Genomic DNA, 19,500 nt, shown 5'->3' with positions numbered 1-19,500 from the left:
TAAAGTCTCAAGTTTACGAACTTGCGTGTTTTGATAACCACATCAGAACGAACGCAAACCCGTTTGCTTGACGATCATAGAGGCGTTGAACCACCTGATCCCATCCCGAACTCAGAAGTGAAAAGCGCCATCGCCGATGGTAGTGTGGGAGATCCCATGTGAGAGTAGGTCGTCGTCAAGCTTTTAATTAAGAAGCCCTGATTGCTGATGCGGTCAGGGCTTTTTTACGTCTGTCGAAAATGCCCGGCCTGATCCCCGATCGTAGCAAAGGGGTCAGATCCCTGAACGTATTACAGTCAGTGGAAGCTGATCAGTATAAGGGATCTGACCCCTTAAAGATTCAATAATGCTTTGAACCAACTGATCCCGTCCCGAACTCAGAAGTGACTCTTTACACGCCGCAGGCGCTCGCCATCGCCGATGCTCGTGGGAGATTCTATATATCCTGTGATGGGATAGGTAAGGGGGAAGTGAGGACATGAGTATCGTCAAGCTTTTTGCGTTTCTGTTAATAACGCTCTAAGTTATCCCCAAATAAAAAGCCCAACCTATTTTGGCTGGGCTTCTTCAATGATAAATAGTATTTAGCGGCGGGCGATTACCCAGACTGCATGGACAATACCTGGAATATAGCCCAGAAGTGTTAGTAGGATATTAAGCCAGAATGCACCGCCAATACCTACTTGTAGAAACACACCTAATGGTGGTAGTAAGATTGCAAATAAAATACGAATTAAGTCCATATCGTTAAATCCTCGTTGTTCTCTGCTGTTAAGTATTAATTTGAACATCGTAGCTTGTTTCTGCAAGTCCAAACCATCCCTTTACACACTATCATTGTATTTATTACACAATAGCTAGACTAAAAGAGATAATAGACAGAGCCCTTACTGATCTTATGCGCGTCGCTTTAAACCGTGATTGGGTTTGTACTGTGCTGCAGCATAACCACGAATTACCGCTTCTAAGCGCAGTGCTGTATGTTTGGTCGCACGACCTGAAACGCGTGCACGCCAGTTACGAAAACTGCTTGGTTTAAGCTGTGAGCGCATCAGTTTGATGACTTCGCTTTCAGGTAAACCATATAAGCCCTCAATGGCTTCAAAGGGGGTTCTGTCTTCCCACGCCATCTCAATAATGCGGGATAAAGAAGCGTTATCCAGTTTGCTTGTTGGGTTCATCACAGGCTCTCCGATTACAGAAACAAAAAGGCCGCGGTGGATGCCGCGGCCTTTGCGTATTTGCTATACGTTAGCAAGCTGAAAGTCGGTTCTTGTTGCGGTGATTTTTTTCACTAAGAAAGCCAGCAGCACACCGTATATTGGTACAAATAAACCAAGGCTGATAAGGAGTTTAAAGCCGTAGTCGGCCAAAGCAATCTCTTGCCAGTGAGCAGCCATAAAGGCGTCAGGACTTTGGTAAAACGCAATACCGAAGAAAGCTAGGGTGTCCAAGCCATTGCCGACCACAGTTGAGGCCGCAGGAGCGACCCACCAGCTCCGCAGCTTGCGTAAGCGGTTAAAGACATGCACATCTAGAATTTGCCCTAATACGTAAGCCATAAGACTTGCTACAGCGATTCGGGCGACGAATAGGTTAAATTCAGCTAATGCCGAAAAGCCTTGGAAGGAACCTTCGTAAAACAATACGGACAAAAGATAAGAGGCCAGTAATGACGGAATCATAACCAAGAAAATAATCTTACGAGCTAATGCTGCCCCAAAGATGCGTACCGTTAAGTCGGTGGCTAAAAAAATAAATGGGAAAGTAAAAGCTCCCCAAGTAGTGTGGAAGCCAAATAGCGTAAACGGGATTTGAACCAGATAGTTACTTGATGCGATGATCAAAAGATGGAAGGCGATTAAATAGCGCAAAGCCTTACCTTGTTGCGCAGGAGTAAACGAACTCATAGCGTTACCTTTTTAGTTAGTTTGGGGTGAGGGAACCCAAATGCTTCTGTTGTATTTAAACCATAAGGTCAAACAAGGGCGCTGATTATACATTAACCAGTCATAGAGTCTATGCTCAGGCAGAGATTCCAACGGGAGTTTAATTTATGAATCCATGGAAATTACTATGTAGTGGTTTTCTATTCGTTGCCAGTTCATTAACGTTAGCGGGTTCTCTACATGTGGATAAAGCCATTGAATTGCTAGCGGTTGATGGACAAGTCTTAAAATCACTCAACACAACCCCTCGTGATTTAAAGTCAGGGGATCATCAGGTGGTGTTCCGTTATAAGCACCGTCTTCGTGATGGCAATGCGGAAATGGAATTTAAGACGTTACCCTATCTAATGACATTCTCCACTTTGGCAAATGATGAAGTACAAATCCTTGCGCCAGACTTATTTACTAAAAGCCAAGCAGAGCTTTACTTTAGCAACCCTAATGTGTGGCGTGTGCAATTTAATAACGGGGTGATTAAAACACTTAACTATCAACCGTTGTCTGAAGAGCAAGTACCGAAAGAGGCGATCCAGTCTTTGCTAGATCAATATAATGAAGCTCAAGAGAATGAGTTTGTACGTAAGCCCATTGAAGAGCCAGCTAAAAATGAGTTATTACGTTCGATTCAGTTGCTTTACCTACAAGCCAACGAAGAGCAGCGTCAAGCAATCAAAGAATGGGTGATTAAGCAGTAGCGAAAAACGCTAAAAAGTAATTTGGCGCTCAAACTCTCTGTTTTTAACGATCAAACATGTGAGCCGAGAGTATGTGTTATTTCTCTACTAGCGACCTGTGATCGTCCCTTAGACTTAGCCTCGTAGAGAGATTGGTCAGCGGTTGAGATTAGCTTTTCAATAGGGTAGTTCTGGTTGGCATGGACTAATGTAGCCAGTCCCACGCTGATAGTGACATGGTGTTTAGGCGTGTAGCCGTGAGCAATATTAGCCTGCACTATGGTGTTCAGCAACTCGTCTGCTAATGCTTGAGCCTGGGCGAAGCTAATGTTAGGCACGGCGACAATAAACTCTTCGCCACCGTAACGCGCTAGCATTCCTGAATACTGTTGCGTTGCGCTGCGCAGTAGCTGAGCCACGTGACGTAAACATTCGTCCCCTGCTTGATGTCCATAGTGATCGTTGTATGACTTAAACCAATCAATATCAATCATCAAGATGCTAAAAGCATGCTGTTGCTGCGCCAGTTTTTGATAAGTGGGATGGAGCCACTCAAAGAACGATCGCCGATTAGGGATTTGTGTTAAATCATCGGTGTTGCTTTGCATATGCAAAGAGATATTCAGTTCGCGCAGTTTCTCATTCGCCGCTTCAGCTGCTTTACGAGCGCTTTGAATCTGATCATGGGCCAAGTCATTTGCTGTGACGAACTGAGCAAACGTTCTGCCAATCACGGTGATTTCATCATGACCATCTTGCGGTATAGGCGCCGCTAAACCTGTCGCATGTTGTTGCATTACAAGGCTAAGTCGATCCATGCGGCGCACAATATAGTGATGAATAAACCAGTAAGCTAGACCGATCAGCGCAAGAAAGGCGACGCTGAAGGCTGAGATCTGCAGGGTTACTCGATCAATTAATTCACTGTGTTGCTGCGCAGCACTTTCAGCTCGTTGTTTTACTAACAGGTAAAAGTCGTAACATACGCTACTGAGGCGTTGAGCAAAAAGCCGAGTCTTGCGCATAGCAGATAAGGTTTCTAAGCGTGATGAATCCAACTGATCTTTAAGTATGAGCGTGTCCCTGACGTTCTCAAGAAGTTTTTCACGGGCCTGTTGTTGAATCTGCGTTAATCCCGTCAGGCTTTCTAACGCAGAACGAAACTCTTCTAGCTGATCTTTACGACGAGCCAATAATCCGGGGCTTTGAGCATCCAGCATGGCTAAAGTACTACGGGCTAGGTTAATCACCAAGGTGCTAAACCGACCGTTATCCGCTGACACATCGAAATTAATATAGGGTGCAACCCATAGCTGACGCTCTCGGTCTAAACGGTTCATACGCAGCTGAAGGCGCTGTTGAGTTTCAATCAGATTATAAAACAGGACGAGTTGATCGAAATAAGGCTGTGTAAGACGATCTATTTCTGACAGAACAGCGACTTCCTCTGGCGCATAGGCATTTAGCTTGTTTCTTGCGACGGTGAAGGTGCGCGTGATATCGGTCTGCAAGATGTTAGCGTCGATGTTGCTCAGACGTTGGGTCACACTTTGCTCCATCGCTTGGGTAGCGATGAGTTCCGCGTCTCTAGACAGCTCTGCGGCTAGCATGGAGCGATCATAGTAGGTTTGGGTGACGGTTTTAAACTGGGCGGATTGCTGCTGTAAAGTCCAGATGCCATAGCCACTTGAAACCAAGAAAAACAGAATGATACCAAGCAGAATAATATTCAAGCGTACGCCGAGCTTACGTAAAAGAGGAACGGAAAAGAAGCTTTGCGTACTCATATAGGTTCTTATTTAAATGGCGGCGCAAACAAAACGCCACCATCACGCCATAAGGCGTTCAACCCGCGTTCTTGGCCGATAGGAGTGTCTGGGCCAAAATGACGATTATAGATTTCGGCATAATTACCCACTGCTTTGATGGTTCGGTAGGCCCAGTCAGGATCTAATCCGAGCTGTTGGCCTATATCACCATTGACGCCTAATAGGTTAAGCGTCTCGATGTTGAGGCTGCTTTGTTTCACCTGATCAATATTGGCTTGAGTAATGCCTTTCTCCTCGGCCAGAATGGTTGCATGTACCACTGAACGAACGATTTTTTGCCACTGGGCATCATCATTACGTACCGTTGGGCCAATCGGCTCTCGTGAAAGAGTATCTGGTAAGACAACATAATCGCTGCGATTATCTACTCGGTTCGCCAAGTTGGTCGCTAAATTCATTCGGTCGGCACTGTAGGCATCGCAGACACTGCCACGGAAAAACTGATCGCCGTTGGCATACACGACTTTCGTATTAAAGCCTTGGGTTGCTATGAATTCTTCTAAGTTTTGCTGTGTTGTAGTGTTGCCTGTTACGCAAACGGTTTTATCGTTTAAGTCGTTGATAGTGTGAATATTGGAGCTTCTACGTACGACGAAGCCCTGCCCATCGAACAGATATAAAGCAGGAAAGCTAACTTGATAGGTGTTTTCTCGACCTAGTGTCCACGTAGAACTGTACATCACTACGTCGGTACTTTTATCCACTAGCGAGGTAAAACGGGACTTAGGACCAACTTCAACATAGTTCACATAATCCGGATTATTTAATACTGCAGCGGCGACACCACGGCAGAATTCAACATAAAAGCCTTGCCATTTCCCCTCGCTATCCAGCGCACTTCTTCCCGGATCATCAGGATACACACCGCAGTTAAGGTCGCCCCGTTGCTGGATATCAGATAGGGTGTTGGCATGCGCCGTGACGATAACAGTACTGAGTAGGGTGGCATGCGACAAGGTTCGCAGTAAAGGCAACGTTTTCATAAGCAGTCCTAGCTAAGTAAGTGCTTGATACGATGGTATATCTATTACTTATGACTAACAATATAGAGAAAATCGCTGACAGATACCATCGCCAAAATTGGCAATGGCTGAAAATGTTGATCGTAGCCAACTATGGCAGGCAAACCATAGTTGGCTAAATCATAAGGAATGGGAAAAGCTCTGATTAGTGAACGAGGTTTGCCGTCAAGACAAACGCATCCATATAGCCCAACTCGCCATCGATTGGTTTAATCGGTGATGCGTAATGGAAGAAGCGGCGGTCATTCAACACGACAAACTCACCATTATTCAACGGATGTTTCATCATGGCCTTGGCGTTTTCATGTAAATGCACACTGACATCCCCACCAATGATATTGTGACGCTTGATAACGTAAATACCGATGCGGTCGAAGCCATCTTGGTGCACGCCTTCGGGCGCTACATCTACCTCATGATGGTCTGCAAAGATACGCATTTGGTGGACTTCGATGGTGTTGCCATCGGCGATATCAGCCATTTTCTGGAAGTGTTCAAATAGCTCAAGAAACGCGGGATCGTTGACGGTCTGTGCTTCAATTTCAGGGTAAATACGTTCAACGTTACCTTGGAAATGATTGATGCTAGCGTCTTGTACAAAGGCTTTCGTCGGTAAGCGTTGCAGGCTGTCATCGCGAAAAATAAAGCGTGAATAGCGGCGCAACCGGTAAGAACCGTCTGCGTAAGGGTTATCGGGTAAATTATCGAATGATGGTGCTAAGTGGCTAACACTCTCTTGAGGCAATTGTCCAACCTCTAAACGGAACGCCTCTTGAGCGGATTTCGTCGTCAACATTTTAGTATCCTCCTCGTCGCTGGCAGATCATGCGCAGCGTACTGATTGGTCTTGAGTGGGTAAACTCATTGTTAAGTGTAGACGGGATTTTCTGAATGCGAGGATCGGGTTAGCGTCGATAGCGCTAACCCGGATGACGAAAGACTATTTGGCGCTGATGACAGTCATAACCAATTTACCATCGACACGGACTGGACCATCTTCTTTGGCGCCTAGAGTGTATTCAAACACACCGGTTTTCATACCACCTGCCTCTCCATGCAGCATGAGCATCAACTTATCACCGGACTGAACTGGCTCTTGCAAAATAGCGCTTACATTATTGTTGGTGCCCTTGATGACTGGCGCGTAGCCAACCACTGAGCCAGGCTTCATGTCACTGTCAGTACGGTGTACTACCAACCAACCATTCGCTTCAGATTTGATCATGCTGGCGGTTACATAACCATTGGAGACATCTTGATCCATGCTTTTAACGGCGGCTTCATGGTGGCCTGCAGAGGCAAAACTAGCACCGGTGATAGCGGCTGTAAGAGAGAGAGCCTTGAGCATTGTTGCGTTCATAATTACCTTCCTGTAAATGAGTCAGAATGTTTTCGAGCACTAACGAACAAACTGCTAGCAAAGGTTTATACGGCGCTTATTCAAAAACGAATCACTTTTTGGTTAAAAATTATTCATTTTTTTTGATGTGGCTAAACTTTTAAGGCACAGCTCAAGGAACTCTTCGGCTGGAATGGGTTTGCTGTATAAGTAGCCTTGTAGCTGGTCGCAACCAATGTCGGTCAGAATTTTCTCTTGAGTCGATTGTTCGACTCCCTCTGCGACCAGCGCCATGCCGAGTTGCTTGGCCAAGGTTGTGACTGCCTTTATGATGGCTAGATCGTAATTTTCATGACCTTCTTGTAAATGCGAGACGAACGAACGGTCAATTTTCAAGGTATCGAGAGGCAGGTTGCGCAAGTAACTTAAGGAGGAATAGCCTGTACCAAAGTCATCTAAAGCTACTTTAATACCCAACGAGCGAATGTAATTGATGGTGTCGGTAGAGTTTTCGATATCCGTAAGCAGTTGGCTCTCGGTTAACTCAAGCTCAATTAAGTGAGTGGGTAACTGAGTTTTATCTAGGATTAACAAGAGACGATCCAGCCAGCCCGGATCTGACAGTTGGATCGCAGATATGTTGATGGCCACAGGAAGATCAATGAGACCAATATCATTGAGATTTTTGGCATAAAGACAAGCATTCTCAAAGATCCAATCCCCCAAAGGTAAGATAGCGCCATTGTCCTCAGCAATCGGAATAAATTCGACCGGTGATAGCATTCCTAAAGAGGGATGATTCCAACGCACTAAGGCTTCATAGCCGCAAACACGGCGAGAAATACCACCAACTTTAGGTTGATAGTAGAGCTCGAATTGCTCATCCTCCACGGCCTGCAACAGACTTTGTTGTATCAGCTTGCGGCGCTCGATTTGCTCCTGAATAGATTGGGTGAAAATCATCGAACAATTACCGCCAGTTTGTTTGGCGATGTACATGGCTGACTCGGCATGGGAAATCAGCTCATCATCGCTGTTCGAATCGACGTGTAGTTGGGCGGTACCGATGCTACAGCTGATATAAATAATATGCCCACGAACTTTATATGGCTGGTTTAAAGTATGGCAGATCCGCTCTAACAAAGTATTAAGGTCGATCTCTTCGTTCTGATTAAAACGAAAAGCCATTAAGAACTCATCACCACTAAAGCGTCCAATCAACTGCTCTTGATCCCGCTGAATAGGGCATTGCAACTCATTGTTAATGTCATGCCAGAGGGCACGAACACGATCGGCAAACTCAGCGATTAAATCGTCGCCCACGACATAGCCATAGCGTTCGTTAATTTCTTTGAAGCGATCAATATCTAGATAAAGCTGCACCAACTGATCTCGACTTGTGATCGTGCGTATCATGCGTGTTAAGAACTCGCGGTAACAGTGACGATTGAACAGTCCCGTCAGAGGATCAATATTGGCGAGGCGTTCTCGTTCGTGGAAGCTGGGACGATGGCTATGGGTTTCGTGAAACACGCCGACATAATGGGTGATCTCGCCATCCGTATTGCGGATGGCTTGGATTTTGAGCCACTTGGGGTATACCTCGGAGTTCTTACGACGATCCCAAATCTCTCCTTCCCAAGCCCCCAGCGTGGTCAGATCATGCCACATTGACTCATAGAAGACTTGGCTATGACGACCGGATTTGATCTTTGCTGGACGCTGTCCGATGAGCTCATCTTCGCGGTACCCGGAGATGTCCTGATAGGCCTGATTGACTTGCAGAATAGTACCTGCGGCATCAGTCACCAATACGGCATCACGAAATAGCTCCATAACCTCAGGGGTGAAAGGGACTTCGGTTAACAGGGATTCCATGTATGCTTACTCATAGGGTGATAAATACCCAAGAGTATCGAAACCTTTTCTTAGGAAATTGACATAGCGCAACATTGTTTAGAATGTGAACAAAAAATAACAAGCGTAGAGCTAGTGCTCCACGCTTGCTCAGCTGTCAGCTCAAGGCATTCGGTAGCCATAGAGCGATGTTTGGGAAAATACAAAGCAGCAATGCCGCCACACACATCAAAACAAAGAATGGGAACGACGCTTTTGCCACGCGGCCAATCTTTTCACCCGTAAGTCCTTGCAGCACAAACAAGTTAAAGCCCACGGGCGGCGTGATTTGACCAAGCTCCACCATGATCACCAAAAAGACACCGAACCAAAGTGGATCGAACCCCGCTTGAATGACAATCGGCAGAGTGATTGGTAAGCTCATCACCGTGATCGAAATGCCGTCTAGGAACAAGCCGAGTAGAATGTAGAACAAGGCTAAGGCTAACAGTAACCAAGCTGGCGACAGGTCTAGACTGGCAATGTAAGTTGCCAGCTCTGCGGGCAAATGAAGATAGCCCATGGCGGTAGACAGCAACGCTGCGGTAATCAAGATGCTGCACACCATAGTTGAGCTGAGCAGCGTCCCAACTAATGCCTCGCGGAAAATCTCAATGCTTAACTGACGTTCTACCAATAGCAAAGTCAGGGTAGCTAACACGCCGACAGCCGCCGCTTCGGAAGGGGTCGCAATACCCGTATAAATTGCCCCCATAACGATGGTGATTAATAAAATTACAGGAAATAGTAAGCCCAAGCTTTGCAATTTAGTGACCGTATTACCAGTCTCTTTCGGTGCAATACTTGGGTCCATCAAGGCGCGCATCATTAAATAACCAGTATATAAGGCGGCCACCAATAGACCAGGCAGCACGCCAGACATAAACAGTTTGGTGATCGAAACTTCGGCCTGCACACCATACACAATCATGACGATTGACGGCGGGATCAACAATCCTAAGCTGCCGGCCCCCGCTAATGAGCCAATCGATAATTGACGATCGTAGCCACGTACCTTGAGTTCGTTGGTGGTGATTTTACCGACGGTTGCTGTGGTGGCCGCACTAGAGCCACTGACGGCAGCAAACATGGCACAACCAAACACATTGGTATGTAGGATGCCGCCTGGAATATGACGTGTCCAAGGTTCGAGGCCTCGGAACAGGCGATCTGAAATATTCGAACGAAAAATCAGCTCGCCCATCAGAATAAACAGTGGGATAGCCGCCAACTCCCAAGAGTTACCGGCTCGAAAGATAATACGACTAAGAATAGCCCCAGCACGTTCAATGCTGACATCGCCAATCATGATTAATGACAGTAACGCGACAATCGCGAGGCCTGAAAACACCCAGACCCCCATGCCAAGCACTACTAATATCAGGGTAATCACGCCAACCGCTGATAATACGATCTCCATATTAGGCGTCCTTTAATGTTCTTGTGAATGCCCAGAGGCAGATTGGATTTCAGGAGACTGTTGACGAAACAGCAAAATCAGAGCGTGTGTGAAGAGGGTGAAGCACAACAGCCCAAGCCCCACTAATACCAAGCCTTGAGGAATCCATAGTGGCGTTTCCATAATCGACTGACTCGTCGTGCCACGATTAAAGCTGCGTACCACATTGGTCTGCCAATAACTGTAAATCCAAGCAAACATAGCGAGAGACACAAGTGTCGCAAACAAATCAAACAGCCAGCGCTTACTTTCTGGTACTCGCTCAATGACTAAACCGACGCGAATTAAGCTGCCGCGCTCAAGACTGTAGCCGAGTCCAAGGAAGGTTAAGGTAGCCACAGCGTAGCCGACAAATTCATCTAGTACATAGGTGGAGGTGCCAAATAGTCGCAGCACTATCTCCAACAAAATATGCCCCAAGATATAGACGATTAATAACATGGCAATGCTGCCCGATACCTTATTTAGGAATCGGGAGCAGCCTAATAGCAGGTCTAAAAACATTTACTTCTCTTTGTTGAATTCCGCAAGGATCGCTTGACCGCGTTCTCCGGCATCTTCTAACCACTCTTTAAGGGCTGGACGAGCCGATTCCTGTAAATGCTTCATAAAGGGAGCCGGTAGGTCATCGTGAATAGCGACAGAGTGCTCAGCAAGCTCTTTGTAATTGTCCTGTACTCGCATTCGAACTGTTTGCCAGTTGTGCTCATCGGTCAGTTTTGCTGCTTCAACAATGGCCGCTTGTTCGTCATCCGTGAGACTTTCAAACTCGTCGCGGTTCATGTGTACCATGTTAAGCGGGATGGCATATTGGATGGCGCTGTAGTTATCAAGGTGTTCCCAGAAACTACCGCTGGCACCAGCATCCGCAGAAGTCAGAACCGCTTCAATACCACCTGTAGAAAGCTGAGGTACGACATCTGCCCAGGATAGATTAACGGGCGCAGCGCCTGCTTCGCGCAGCGTCAAAGTGCCATTTTTGTCGTAAGAGCGGATTTTCAGGCCTTTTAGGGCGGCAACGGAATCCACTTTTTCTTTTGACCAAATGCCACTGGCAGGCCAAGGTGAGGCATACAATAACACCTGATCATTGTCTTCAAAGATCTCTGCATAGTATGGTTTGGCGATCTTGTAAAGCAGCTCGGCTTGATCTTCGCCTTCAACTAGAAATGGAAGAGAGGACAGTAGAAAGATGGGGTCGATCCCTGCCATAGAACCTGCTAGCGTGTCCGCGATTTGTACGGCGTTATCGGCAACCGCATAAAAGTGATCCGCTGATTTGTAACCCAATGCACCACCGGAGTGCAGGGTGATATTCACTTCGCCATTACTTAACTCTTTTACCTTCTGGATAAAAAATTGATCGCCTTGGGCATGGATAGAGTTGGTATTGTACTCATTCGAGAAATCAAACTGTGCTGCCAAGGCAAATGAGGCGTTAGAGGCGATCAATGCTGAGGCTAATAAACCGATTACGCGCATAATTCTTCTGTCCCTTTTCCGTGAATGTAGATTTACTATAAGGAGTCTAAAAGTGAATCGCTAGTGCTAATGGCAAGGCATGTCGTATTCAGAACTCGCGAAAACTTGCTTTTTTAGACAGGCAATATCCGGACCAGACTGAGTAAAAGACGTTAGAAAAATCTGCTAGATAGCCAGCGTTCGTATAATAGGATATGTGCTATCTCATGCAGTCGAGCACCGCAAACTAGGAGAGTATATGGCTGATTTTATGGTATTAGGGGCAGGGATGGTTGGCGTCTCTAGCGCGTTAGCGTTGCAGGAGCAAGGGCATTCTGTGGTATTAGTGGATCGCACAACACCTGGTCTAGAAACCAGTTTTGGTAATGCCGGTATTATTCAAACCGAAGCGGTCGAGCCTTATGCCTTGCCTCAAGATCTTAGCACCTTGTGGTGCTATGCTGTGGGTCGCAGTAACGATGTGGTGTGGAAAACCTTGCCTGCCTTAAAAATGGCGCCAGCGTTATGGCGTTATTTTCGTAATTCGTCCACGGCAAAACATCACGCCATTTCTAACACGTATGCCAAGCTGGCTGCTCGTGCGACAGCCGATCATGCCCCCTTGATAGAAGCCTCTGACTCAGAACTATTGATCGCGCGTCAGGGCTTGAGCATGCTGTATCGAGATGAGCAACGCTTTAACCAAGAAAGCCTGCGGGCCGAACGCCTTGAACGCGAGTATGGCGTGACCTCTCGCATTGTGGATGGTGTTACTTATCAAGCAGAAGAACCGGCTCTCAAACAGGCGCCTGTGGGCGCTATCCATTGGCTGCAAAGTTGGAGCTGTCGCGACCCCGGTGGCTTGACCCAAGCGTATGCAGAGTTGTTTGTAAAACGCGGTGGTAGCTTAGTCTTTGGCGATGCACACAGTTTGGCCGAAACTCAGACCGGCTGGCAGGTGACGACTGATTCTGGCATCGCCAGCGCCGAGCAAGTCGTGATTGCTTTGGGGCCATGGAGCCCAGAGCTACTTAAAGGGTTTGGATATCATATCCCTATGGTCTACAAACGAGGCTATCACGGTCACTATAAGGAAACGACTCGTCTGAATCGTCCGTTCTTGGATGTCGCCAACGGCGTATTGGCTGCCCCTATGTCTCGCGGTATTCGTGTCACTACCGGCGCAGCTTTGGTGGATCTAGACGATGTTTCCAATCCGCAACAGTTAGAGCGAGGCGTCAAGGCGCTGCGTACGTTGCTGACCATGGGAGATCGCGTGCGAGAATCACAGTGGTTCGGAACTCGCCCTTGTATGCCTGATATGTTGCCAGTAGTAGGGCAAGCCCCCAAGCATGCCCGTATGTGGTTTCACTTTGGGCATGGTCATCAGGGCTTCACTCAAGGTCCGACGACAGCCCAAATCCTGCTCTCTGAAATCGCAGGAGAACATTCAGACGTTTGGCAGCCTTTACGTCCACAAGGACGTTTTTAAGCATATTTCGTAAGGAAGGTCTGTTTTCTTGAGAGCTTTTTGCTAACTTGTAAACAAAGAGAAGATTAGAGGTCAAACCTTTAAAAGTGACTCTCTTAGCGCTAACTTGAATACTGAATCAACGCAAAGGAGATACAACACATGGCTACAGCAAACAGCGCTACTCAAGAGAAAAATGGAACTCAAGCCAAAAACAATGCGCAGTCTAAAGCGCATAATGCTGTCGATAAAGCAGCAGAAACGGCACATAAAGGCGTCGATGGTGCGGCGGCAGCAGCTGAGCAAGGACATGAACGTGTTGAAGCCATGGCACAGCAAATCAGTGCCCAAGCACATCAGATTGCTGAGACTGCGCGTGAACAATCGGAAAAAGTTAGCAATGCAGTAGGTACTTACGCAAAAGAGAATCCGCTGAAAACAGTTGGTTTCGCATTTCTAGCGGGTGCTCTTGCCGCGAGCCTACTGTGCAAGCGTAAGTAAAAGGCATTCGATTAGGGAAGCCAGTGCATGACGCCATTAGAAGAGCGCAATCACACGACTGATACACCCTCTACGGAAGAGGCTGTGACCGCCGATCAGCTGACCAATAGCCACAAAAAATGGCTTAAAAGCATCCTTGGTCTTGGCGCTTTAGAAGCCAAGATCTGGATTGCTTCCAGTGCTCAGCTCGTCGCTCTCATGTGTGGCGTGGTGTTTCTATTGGTGACCAGCTGGCTTCTTTTAATCGCATTACTGGCGACCGTCGCGTGGTACGCTGGTTGGTCATTACTGGGGATTATCGCTACGGCTTTTATCACCACATTACTAAGTTCATTTGGTTTGGTGTATCTGATTCGTCGAACGTTACAGCGGATGGATCTCACACGAACATTGGATGCGATCATTGCGACAGATCGGGAGGATGACTGATGTTTGGTTTAAATAAGATGTATCAGGAGCGTGAGCAACTGTATCTGCGTTGCCAGAGGCAACAAGCCAAAGCTGGAGCTGATCGTAAGTTAGCAAAAAAGCAAACCCTAGAAGCTATTTCGAGTACTAAAGGGTTATTGGTCAGCTTTGCCTTAGGTTTAACGACCCAATGTGAAATTGCCCAACAATCCCGTCGCACCATACTGAAGGGTATTCAAACAGAAGTATTGGGCGTGATCAGTCAGTATGTCGCAGCTCGGTTTAATCCCGAACCGCCGCAATCAAATAGTAGTAAAGATTAACGCCAAGTCGGGTGTAAAACACACTCACCTTGTTGACTAGAGATCCACATCTCACCATCTTGAATGGTAACGTTAAGTTGCATCGTACGAGTGCATAACCCTTCCAGCGCTTGAATTTCAGATTCTGCAAATTGCAGTACGCGCAGATTATCGAAGCGGCTTAACTTACTCTTGTTCTGCTCCCACCATATATCCGACTTATCATTGTAGTTTACGATCACGACGTCCTGTGCACGGCCACAGGCTTTGCGTAGGCGTTTTTCCTCTGGTTGGCCTAACTCTACCCACAGCAAAATTTCATCAGAAAAGTTCTTTTGCCAAAGATCTGGTTCGTCTTCGGTACTGATGCCTTTGGTGAAAGACAGCTGCTCATCACCTTCTTTTTCATCGGCTAGCAATGCAAATGTCGCAAGGCGGGTCATCATGCGCTCTTCTGTTTCAGAAGGGTGTAGCGCAAGGGTTAAATCGTAACTTTGGTAATGGTGTCGATCCATATCCGACACTTGCACAGAGGCTTTGTAAATCGTTGCTTTGATAGCCATTTTTCGGAGTTCTACTAAATCATAAAAGATGGCGCGCATTGTACTCCTAAATGGCAGCCAATGGTGCTCGTTTTACGGGGAAATAGGCTGGGTATTTGATTATTCAAGCGTCCCTAGCAGAGTTAAAAAAGAAGATCGCGTAATTAAGCGAAGTTCTAGGCGTTTAATTGGCGTACTCTCTAATCTCAGTAAAGGTCGAGGGATGAGAATCGCGCAAGCCAATTGAATTGCCTAGAACTAACGCTAGCAGAGGATTAGACGTTAGGGCCTTTTAAAGCAAACTGCTTTGGCCAATCACGGTAGTTAAAGACCTGGCCTTCGTCACGGATGCGGGCGATTTCGCTCAAATCAACGCTGGCGTAAACCCAGCCTGTTTCGCCACTTTCACCTTGCGCCAAGATACCGTTATCAGGGAAGCCGTAATCCACGGGTGTGTAGACACTGGCGCGGCCAGTGTTGATGTCGACCGCCTCTGACCAAGGAGCATGACCGACCGTTGGGGATTGCACCACGTAACATTGGTTTTCCAACGCTCTCGCCTGACAGCCGATGCGCACACGGTGGAAACCAGCTTCGGTGTCGGTACAGCTTGGTACCAATAGCAAGTCAGCGCCCGCCGCCACCTGCTGGTTGGCAATCATTGGAAATTCTGAGTCGTAGCAGATGTGTACCCCGACACGGCCAAGGTCGGTGTCGATCACTTTGATCTGATCCCCACCAGTAATATGCCATTGTTCGTTTTCAAAACGGGTCATGGTTAGTTTGTCTTGAAAACCAATCAGACCACTTGGATCAAACAAGTTGGCACGGTTTAGGAAAGTGCCATTGTCTTGAATGGTTGGGAATGAGCTCGCTAGAATCATCACATTATGGCGCTTGGCCAATTCGATGTGTAAGTCATGGAACCTTGGTAACACACTCTGCATTTCATGCAGTTGGCGGTTGAGGTCGCGGTAGACTTCCTCGCCAAACAAAGAGGCCAGCTCCATGCTGCCGTACTCTGGAAAAACTAGCAGTTTAGCGCCTTGTTGCGCTGCTTGGCCGACCCAGCTGTCCAGTTTGTCGGCAAACTCTTCCCAACGGTTAAAGAAGCCAATGTCGTATTGGGCCGCAGCCAGTTTAAATGCGCTCATAATCGTTCTGTTCTACTGTGCTGTTAAAGGTTTCATCCAGAAAGTCATGGGTTTCAATGACTCTTCACTTTCTCCGATTTCTTTCCAACTGAAGTGAGTCGCCAGCTCTGGGCACTTTTCATAACCACGGTTACGCCAAAATTGATCGAGTGGTTGGTAATCAACGGGGCGTGCTGGATGATCGTCTGGACGTTGCACGCCACAGAAGCAAGAGTATTTAATGCCTTCTAGGCTTTGGGCGTGCTCTTCGCGATGATCAAAGAAAGCGACGCCAGCGCCTTGGCCACGGTATTCGGACAGCAAAACCGATTCACCGCAGTAGAAGATCTCATCAATATTCAAACCAGCGTCTAGAAAAGGCTGTTTCACTTCAGCCATTTCGTGACGCAGTGGCACGCCAGTGGACGCACCGACGACTCTGTCGCCGTCAAACGCCAATACGATGACACTGTCTGGGGCTTCGATGTAGGTTTGTAAATAACGTGCTTCGTAGGCCAAATCCCCATCGTAAAGATAAGGGAAGTCACGAAACACCTGCATACGTAGCTGTGCCAGCTCATCAATGTATTGATTCAACGCTGGGCCAGAAAGTCGTTGAAAGGTCAGCATGGGCGTTCCTGTATAGCTAAGATCTTAAGATGTCGGGCTCACGCTGAAACTTGAGCGATCCAGTCTTCTAGGTTGTAGTAGTTGGTGACTCGAGCGACTTTGCCATCACGGATGTCAAAAAACGCGCCCGCTGGCAGTTTGTAAGTTTGGCCGTTGGCTTCTGGTAGACCTTCGTCTGTTGCCAGGTATTCGCCCAGAACGGTAAATTCTACGGCTGCACGATCACCTGCTTCGTTCGACATGACAACGATATCGACAATGGTTTCTTTGTAGTTCTTGTTCATGCGGTCCATGAACGCAGAGAAGGTATCTTTACCCACTTCACGGTCACCTTGGTTGATGTCGTGAATCACATCGTCAGTCAGTAGAGACAAGAACGTATCCATATCTTGAGCGTTAAAGGCTTCGTAGTATTTTTGCAGTAGCTGAACAGTTGCTTGGCTCATGGTGAACTCCCAAGTTTAAAAAAGAGAAAAGCGGCATCTTAATCGTGCCGCTTGGGATGTGAAAGACTCGCGTTTGTGAAGAGGCAAAATCATGCACGTTGGTGTCGCAAAAAGAAAGACCACAGGGGTGTTGCTTCCGCTTCAAGCTTAAGATGCTGTCAGCGTGAGCCTTAACTGATCAGCTTTAGCGTAGGCTAGTGCTAAACCTGCTTGAGCATCAGGTCAAGCCCTGCGGTGAGTTCCACGGCTTTTAATCTCGCCTTAGGATCGTGTAGAGGGAACGAGAAGATGACTTCATCGACGCCAGTTAACTCGATAAACTGCTCCAAGCGTTTCGCCACGGTGTCTGGCGCGCCAACCATGGCATAACGCAGGGCTTGATTGATCATTGGCATCTCTGCTGCGGCGACTGCGCTCTGTAAATCTTTGACGGGAGCAGGAAAGGGCCGATTCGCATTGCGGCGCAGGTGCGCAAATTTAATTTGTGCAGACGTAAAGTGATATTTAGCCACCTCGTCAGTCTCTGCGACAGAAGCCATGACCCCCGCGGACACATACGGCTTATCTAATTGCTCCGATGGACGGAAATTAGCACGGTAGATATTCAAGGCTTCAAGCAACATCTCGGGGGCAAAGTGCGATGCGAAGGAAAAGGGTAGCCCCATGTGTGCTGCCAGCTGTGCGGAATACAAGCTAGAGCCTAATAACCAAATCGGCACCTTAGTGCCTTGCCCCGGCATGGCAATAATCGGTTTGATCTTATTCTCATCGGCAAGATAGCCTTGCAGTTCTTCCACGTCTTCAGGATAGCTGTCTACTGGGCCTCCAAGATTACGGCGCAAAGCGCGCGCGGTGGCCATATCGGTACCCGGTGCTCGACCTAAGCCTAGGTCAACGCGGCCTGGGAACATTTCAGCGAGGGTGCCAAACTGCTCGGCAATCACCAGTGGTGCGTGATTCGGCAACATGACACCACCAGAACCGATACGGATTTTATGGGTCGCCCCGCCAATGGCTGCCAACATAACGGCGGTCGCGGCACTGGCAATGCCACGCATACCGTGATGCTCAGCGAGCCAGATACGCTGATAGCCGTTGGCTTCGGCAGATTGCGCCAGTGCTTTGCTGTTAGTAATGGCATCGGCCACCGTTTGGCCATCGCCAATCGGTGCCAAATCTAAAATGGAAAAGGGAATCGACATACAGCCCTCCGGTTATTCTATATGGCTAACACCATGAGGACTTTACTCAAACTTGGCAAGGTAACAAGAGGCATCATCCTTGTTTTTTAGGGTATTGCGTTCCACTGATGAAGCGATGATAAAACCAGCCAACCAAGACAATTAACACGCTCCCTGTCAGTACAGGGTTAATGGCGAAACTCCAAGGTGCTTGTGTCAGCATAATCAATAATGGATTGGCGCCTGCAGGTGGGTGTAGGGTATTGGTCAGCATCATTAGCATCACACCAAGACCAACGGCTAGACCCAGCATGAGCGGAGTGTTATCCACATACTGCGCCATCGCCACACCAATGCAGGCCGTCAGTAAGTGACCGCCGATAATATTACGAGGCTGGGCTAACGGGCTTTGTGGCAGGGCAAATAGAATCACCATGGTAGCACCGAAGGGGGCCATGATTCCCAAGTACTCCGGTGACAGCTGACCTCCCATGGCCAGCAAGGAAATGCAAAAACAGGCGCCTAAGCCAGCGATAAGTGCTTTGGAAACCGGGTGATTATTAAGTGAGCGCAGCAGCATACTAACCTCAAGAGAGTCGTTAACAGTTATAGGTAGACCGATTTGTCTACTTTGTTTGTAAATGGTAGACAAGTCGGTCTACCTCTGTCAAACTTTTCTTAAAGAGGAGCGCTATGACGAAACGAGATGAATTAATCAAAACGGCGTTTGAGTTGTTTTATTTAAACGGCGTCCACAGTGTGGGAATTAACCAAATTCTAGCGGAAACAGGGATTGCTAAAAAAACCTTGTACACGCACTTTGCTAGCAAAGAAGTCTTATTAGAAGCGGTCATTGCGTATCGTGATGAACGCTTTCGTTCTTGGATATTTGGCCTAATGAGTCAACAAAGCCAAGCTGAGGCGATGGTTAAAGCCATGTTTGATGGCTTAGATGATTGGTTCAATGATCGTGTTGCGACACTTATGCCATTTCAAGGCTGCTTTTTTGTCAAAGTAAACGCAGAGTTTCTGAATCATCGGGTCAATGAATTATGTTTTGAGCATAAACAAGCCATTGTGGATTACTTGGCGGCACGGCTGTCTGAGCACTATCCCGAGCCGCAAGCGAATCAGCTGGCCAATCAATTGGCATTACTTAAAGAGGGGGCGATTGCGCAGGCGTATTTAGGGAAAGATCGCCAAGCGGCCAAACTTGCTTGGAATATGGCCAAACCTCTGATGAAGCCAGCTGACTAG

At 47.5% G+C, this 19,500-nt stretch carries 23 protein-coding genes and 1 rRNA gene; 7 read left to right on the top strand and 17 right to left on the bottom strand.

Features of this window, described 5'->3' with window-relative positions:
- Positions 1–66 precede the first annotated feature (66 nt).
- Positions 67–181, top strand: a 5S ribosomal RNA gene (gene rrf, locus ASC49_RS15185).
- Positions 182–584: 403 nt separating this feature from the next.
- Here the strand turns inward: rrf and ASC49_RS19650 are convergent.
- From ASC49_RS19650 to ASC49_RS15175, 3 genes are all read right to left on the bottom strand, one after another.
- Entirely contained in the window at positions 585–743 is a 159-nt protein-coding gene (locus ASC49_RS19650) for a YqaE/Pmp3 family membrane protein (protein WP_072242132.1), read from the bottom strand.
- Between the two features lie 153 nt (positions 744–896).
- A complete protein-coding gene (locus ASC49_RS15180; RefSeq protein ID WP_055464097.1) occupies positions 897–1,181 on the bottom strand; it encodes a TIGR03643 family protein in 285 nt (94 codons plus the stop codon).
- Positions 1,182–1,244: 63 nt separating this feature from the next.
- Positions 1,245–1,910 carry a 7-cyano-7-deazaguanine/7-aminomethyl-7-deazaguanine transporter gene (locus ASC49_RS15175; protein ID WP_055464096.1) on the bottom strand — a complete coding sequence of 222 codons (666 nt, stop codon included), beginning with the start codon at positions 1,908–1,910 and terminating at the stop codon, positions 1,245–1,247.
- Positions 1,911–2,056: 146 nt separating this feature from the next.
- Here ASC49_RS15175 and ASC49_RS15170 point away from each other — a divergent pair, with 146 nt between their 5' ends.
- Positions 2,057–2,644, top strand: a complete 588-nt coding sequence (locus ASC49_RS15170; protein WP_055464095.1) for a DUF2057 family protein — start codon at positions 2,057–2,059, stop codon at positions 2,642–2,644.
- A 50-nt stretch (positions 2,645–2,694) separates the two neighbouring features.
- Here the strand turns inward: ASC49_RS15170 and ASC49_RS15165 are convergent, their stop codons facing one another.
- The 8 genes from ASC49_RS15165 to ASC49_RS15130 form a co-directional block, all read right to left on the bottom strand.
- The gene (locus tag ASC49_RS15165) at positions 2,695–4,410 is read right to left on the bottom strand and encodes a GGDEF domain-containing protein (RefSeq protein WP_055464094.1); all 1,716 of its coding nucleotides are present in this window, start codon (positions 4,408–4,410) and stop codon (positions 2,695–2,697) included.
- Between the two features lie 8 nt (positions 4,411–4,418).
- Complete coding sequence (locus ASC49_RS15160) at positions 4,419–5,435, bottom strand: amino acid ABC transporter substrate-binding protein (RefSeq protein ID WP_055464093.1); 1,017 nt, start codon at positions 5,433–5,435, stop codon at positions 4,419–4,421.
- Positions 5,436–5,619: 184 nt separating this feature from the next.
- Entirely contained in the window at positions 5,620–6,270 is a 651-nt protein-coding gene (locus ASC49_RS15155; protein WP_055464092.1) for a 2OG-Fe dioxygenase family protein, read from the bottom strand.
- 144 nt (positions 6,271–6,414) lie between these two features.
- Complete coding sequence (locus tag ASC49_RS15150) at positions 6,415–6,834, bottom strand: DUF7282 domain-containing protein (RefSeq protein WP_055464091.1); 420 nt, start codon at positions 6,832–6,834, stop codon at positions 6,415–6,417.
- Positions 6,835–6,936: 102 nt separating this feature from the next.
- On the bottom strand, positions 6,937–8,691 hold the full coding sequence (locus ASC49_RS15145; protein ID WP_055464090.1) for a putative bifunctional diguanylate cyclase/phosphodiesterase: 1,755 nt from the start codon (positions 8,689–8,691) through the stop codon (positions 6,937–6,939).
- A gap of 136 nt (positions 8,692–8,827) precedes the next feature.
- On the bottom strand, positions 8,828–10,129 hold the full coding sequence (locus ASC49_RS15140) for a TRAP transporter large permease (protein WP_055464089.1): 1,302 nt from the start codon (positions 10,127–10,129) through the stop codon (positions 8,828–8,830).
- Positions 10,130–10,141: 12 nt separating this feature from the next.
- Positions 10,142–10,672 carry a TRAP transporter small permease subunit gene (locus ASC49_RS15135; RefSeq protein WP_055464088.1) on the bottom strand — a complete coding sequence of 177 codons (531 nt, stop codon included), beginning with the start codon at positions 10,670–10,672 and terminating at the stop codon, positions 10,142–10,144.
- Complete coding sequence (locus ASC49_RS15130; protein WP_055464087.1) at positions 10,673–11,650, bottom strand: TRAP transporter substrate-binding protein; 978 nt, start codon at positions 11,648–11,650, stop codon at positions 10,673–10,675.
- Positions 11,651–11,888: 238 nt separating this feature from the next.
- On the opposite strand from ASC49_RS15130, the gene ASC49_RS15125 reads away from it, so the two are divergent.
- The 4 genes from ASC49_RS15125 to ASC49_RS15110 all read left to right on the top strand — a co-directional run bounded on the left by ASC49_RS15125 (position 11,889) and on the right by ASC49_RS15110 (position 14,332).
- Entirely contained in the window at positions 11,889–13,121 is a 1,233-nt protein-coding gene (locus tag ASC49_RS15125; protein WP_055464086.1) for an NAD(P)/FAD-dependent oxidoreductase, read from the top strand.
- Between the two features lie 141 nt (positions 13,122–13,262).
- Positions 13,263–13,601, top strand: coding sequence for a hypothetical protein (locus tag ASC49_RS15120; RefSeq protein ID WP_055464085.1), 339 nt, complete (start codon positions 13,263–13,265; stop codon positions 13,599–13,601).
- Positions 13,602–13,628: 27 nt separating this feature from the next.
- On the top strand, positions 13,629–14,030 hold the full coding sequence (locus ASC49_RS15115) for a hypothetical protein (protein WP_055464084.1): 402 nt from the start codon (positions 13,629–13,631) through the stop codon (positions 14,028–14,030).
- A complete protein-coding gene (locus tag ASC49_RS15110) occupies positions 14,030–14,332 on the top strand; it encodes a hypothetical protein (protein WP_055464083.1) in 303 nt (100 codons plus the stop codon). The genes ASC49_RS15115 and ASC49_RS15110 overlap by 1 nt, the downstream gene beginning before the upstream one ends.
- Here ASC49_RS15110 and ASC49_RS15105 read toward each other — a convergent pair.
- The 6 genes from ASC49_RS15105 to ASC49_RS15080 all read right to left on the bottom strand — a co-directional run bounded on the left by ASC49_RS15105 (position 14,329) and on the right by ASC49_RS15080 (position 18,823).
- Positions 14,329–14,874, bottom strand: coding sequence for a YaeQ family protein (locus tag ASC49_RS15105; protein WP_055464105.1), 546 nt, complete (start codon positions 14,872–14,874; stop codon positions 14,329–14,331). The genes ASC49_RS15110 and ASC49_RS15105 overlap by 4 nt on opposite strands.
- 254 nt (positions 14,875–15,128) lie before the next feature.
- Positions 15,129–16,007, bottom strand: coding sequence for a carbon-nitrogen hydrolase family protein (locus tag ASC49_RS15100; RefSeq protein ID WP_055464082.1), 879 nt, complete (start codon positions 16,005–16,007; stop codon positions 15,129–15,131).
- A 12-nt stretch (positions 16,008–16,019) separates the two neighbouring features.
- Complete coding sequence (locus ASC49_RS15095) at positions 16,020–16,616, bottom strand: GNAT family N-acetyltransferase (RefSeq protein WP_055464081.1); 597 nt, start codon at positions 16,614–16,616, stop codon at positions 16,020–16,022.
- A gap of 38 nt (positions 16,617–16,654) precedes the next feature.
- Complete coding sequence (locus tag ASC49_RS15090; protein ID WP_055464080.1) at positions 16,655–17,062, bottom strand: ketosteroid isomerase-related protein; 408 nt, start codon at positions 17,060–17,062, stop codon at positions 16,655–16,657.
- A 200-nt stretch (positions 17,063–17,262) separates the two neighbouring features.
- Entirely contained in the window at positions 17,263–18,264 is a 1,002-nt protein-coding gene (locus ASC49_RS15085; RefSeq protein ID WP_055464079.1) for an LLM class flavin-dependent oxidoreductase, read from the bottom strand.
- A gap of 73 nt (positions 18,265–18,337) precedes the next feature.
- Entirely contained in the window at positions 18,338–18,823 is a 486-nt protein-coding gene (locus ASC49_RS15080) for an HPP family protein (RefSeq protein WP_141656862.1), read from the bottom strand.
- A 113-nt stretch (positions 18,824–18,936) separates the two neighbouring features.
- On the opposite strand from ASC49_RS15080, the gene ASC49_RS15075 reads away from it, so the two are divergent.
- Positions 18,937–19,500, top strand: a complete 564-nt coding sequence (locus ASC49_RS15075) for a TetR/AcrR family transcriptional regulator (protein ID WP_055464078.1) — start codon at positions 18,937–18,939, stop codon at positions 19,498–19,500.

Origin of the sequence: Marinomonas fungiae (assembly GCF_001418205.1) — a bacterium.
Classification (GTDB): Bacteria; Pseudomonadota; Gammaproteobacteria; order Pseudomonadales; family Marinomonadaceae; genus Marinomonas; species Marinomonas fungiae.
The sequence above is the reverse complement of the archived record's forward strand: the minus strand, read 5'-3'. Positions and strand labels throughout refer to the sequence as shown.

What these genes read in the sequence shown, in the direction of transcription:
- ASC49_RS19650 (WP_072242132.1), bottom strand. Translation starts at nt 743, where the DNA reads ATGGACTTAATTCGTATTTTATTTGCAATCTTACTACCACCATTAGGT.
- ASC49_RS15180 (WP_055464097.1), bottom strand. Translation starts at nt 1,181, where the DNA reads ATGAACCCAACAAGCAAACTGGATAACGCTTCTTTATCCCGCATTATT.
- ASC49_RS15175 (WP_055464096.1), bottom strand. Translation starts at nt 1,910, where the DNA reads ATGAGTTCGTTTACTCCTGCGCAACAAGGTAAGGCTTTGCGCTATTTA.
- ASC49_RS15170 (WP_055464095.1), top strand. Translation starts at nt 2,057, where the DNA reads ATGAATCCATGGAAATTACTATGTAGTGGTTTTCTATTCGTTGCCAGT.
- ASC49_RS15165 (WP_055464094.1), bottom strand. Translation starts at nt 4,410, where the DNA reads ATGAGTACGCAAAGCTTCTTTTCCGTTCCTCTTTTACGTAAGCTCGGC.
- ASC49_RS15160 (WP_055464093.1), bottom strand. Translation starts at nt 5,435, where the DNA reads ATGAAAACGTTGCCTTTACTGCGAACCTTGTCGCATGCCACCCTACTC.
- ASC49_RS15155 (WP_055464092.1), bottom strand. Translation starts at nt 6,270, where the DNA reads ATGTTGACGACGAAATCCGCTCAAGAGGCGTTCCGTTTAGAGGTTGGA.
- ASC49_RS15150 (WP_055464091.1), bottom strand. Translation starts at nt 6,834, where the DNA reads ATGAACGCAACAATGCTCAAGGCTCTCTCTCTTACAGCCGCTATCACC.
- ASC49_RS15145 (WP_055464090.1), bottom strand. Translation starts at nt 8,691, where the DNA reads ATGGAATCCCTGTTAACCGAAGTCCCTTTCACCCCTGAGGTTATGGAG.
- ASC49_RS15140 (WP_055464089.1), bottom strand. Translation starts at nt 10,129, where the DNA reads ATGGAGATCGTATTATCAGCGGTTGGCGTGATTACCCTGATATTAGTA.
- ASC49_RS15135 (WP_055464088.1), bottom strand. Translation starts at nt 10,672, where the DNA reads ATGTTTTTAGACCTGCTATTAGGCTGCTCCCGATTCCTAAATAAGGTA.
- ASC49_RS15130 (WP_055464087.1), bottom strand. Translation starts at nt 11,650, where the DNA reads ATGCGCGTAATCGGTTTATTAGCCTCAGCATTGATCGCCTCTAACGCC.
- ASC49_RS15125 (WP_055464086.1), top strand. Translation starts at nt 11,889, where the DNA reads ATGGCTGATTTTATGGTATTAGGGGCAGGGATGGTTGGCGTCTCTAGC.
- ASC49_RS15120 (WP_055464085.1), top strand. Translation starts at nt 13,263, where the DNA reads ATGGCTACAGCAAACAGCGCTACTCAAGAGAAAAATGGAACTCAAGCC.
- ASC49_RS15115 (WP_055464084.1), top strand. Translation starts at nt 13,629, where the DNA reads ATGACGCCATTAGAAGAGCGCAATCACACGACTGATACACCCTCTACG.
- ASC49_RS15110 (WP_055464083.1), top strand. Translation starts at nt 14,030, where the DNA reads ATGTTTGGTTTAAATAAGATGTATCAGGAGCGTGAGCAACTGTATCTG.
- ASC49_RS15105 (WP_055464105.1), bottom strand. Translation starts at nt 14,874, where the DNA reads ATGGCTATCAAAGCAACGATTTACAAAGCCTCTGTGCAAGTGTCGGAT.
- ASC49_RS15100 (WP_055464082.1), bottom strand. Translation starts at nt 16,007, where the DNA reads ATGAGCGCATTTAAACTGGCTGCGGCCCAATACGACATTGGCTTCTTT.
- ASC49_RS15095 (WP_055464081.1), bottom strand. Translation starts at nt 16,616, where the DNA reads ATGCTGACCTTTCAACGACTTTCTGGCCCAGCGTTGAATCAATACATT.
- ASC49_RS15090 (WP_055464080.1), bottom strand. Translation starts at nt 17,062, where the DNA reads ATGAGCCAAGCAACTGTTCAGCTACTGCAAAAATACTACGAAGCCTTT.
- ASC49_RS15085 (WP_055464079.1), bottom strand. Translation starts at nt 18,264, where the DNA reads ATGTCGATTCCCTTTTCCATTTTAGATTTGGCACCGATTGGCGATGGC.
- ASC49_RS15080 (WP_141656862.1), bottom strand. Translation starts at nt 18,823, where the DNA reads ATGCTGCTGCGCTCACTTAATAATCACCCGGTTTCCAAAGCACTTATC.
- ASC49_RS15075 (WP_055464078.1), top strand. Translation starts at nt 18,937, where the DNA reads ATGACGAAACGAGATGAATTAATCAAAACGGCGTTTGAGTTGTTTTAT.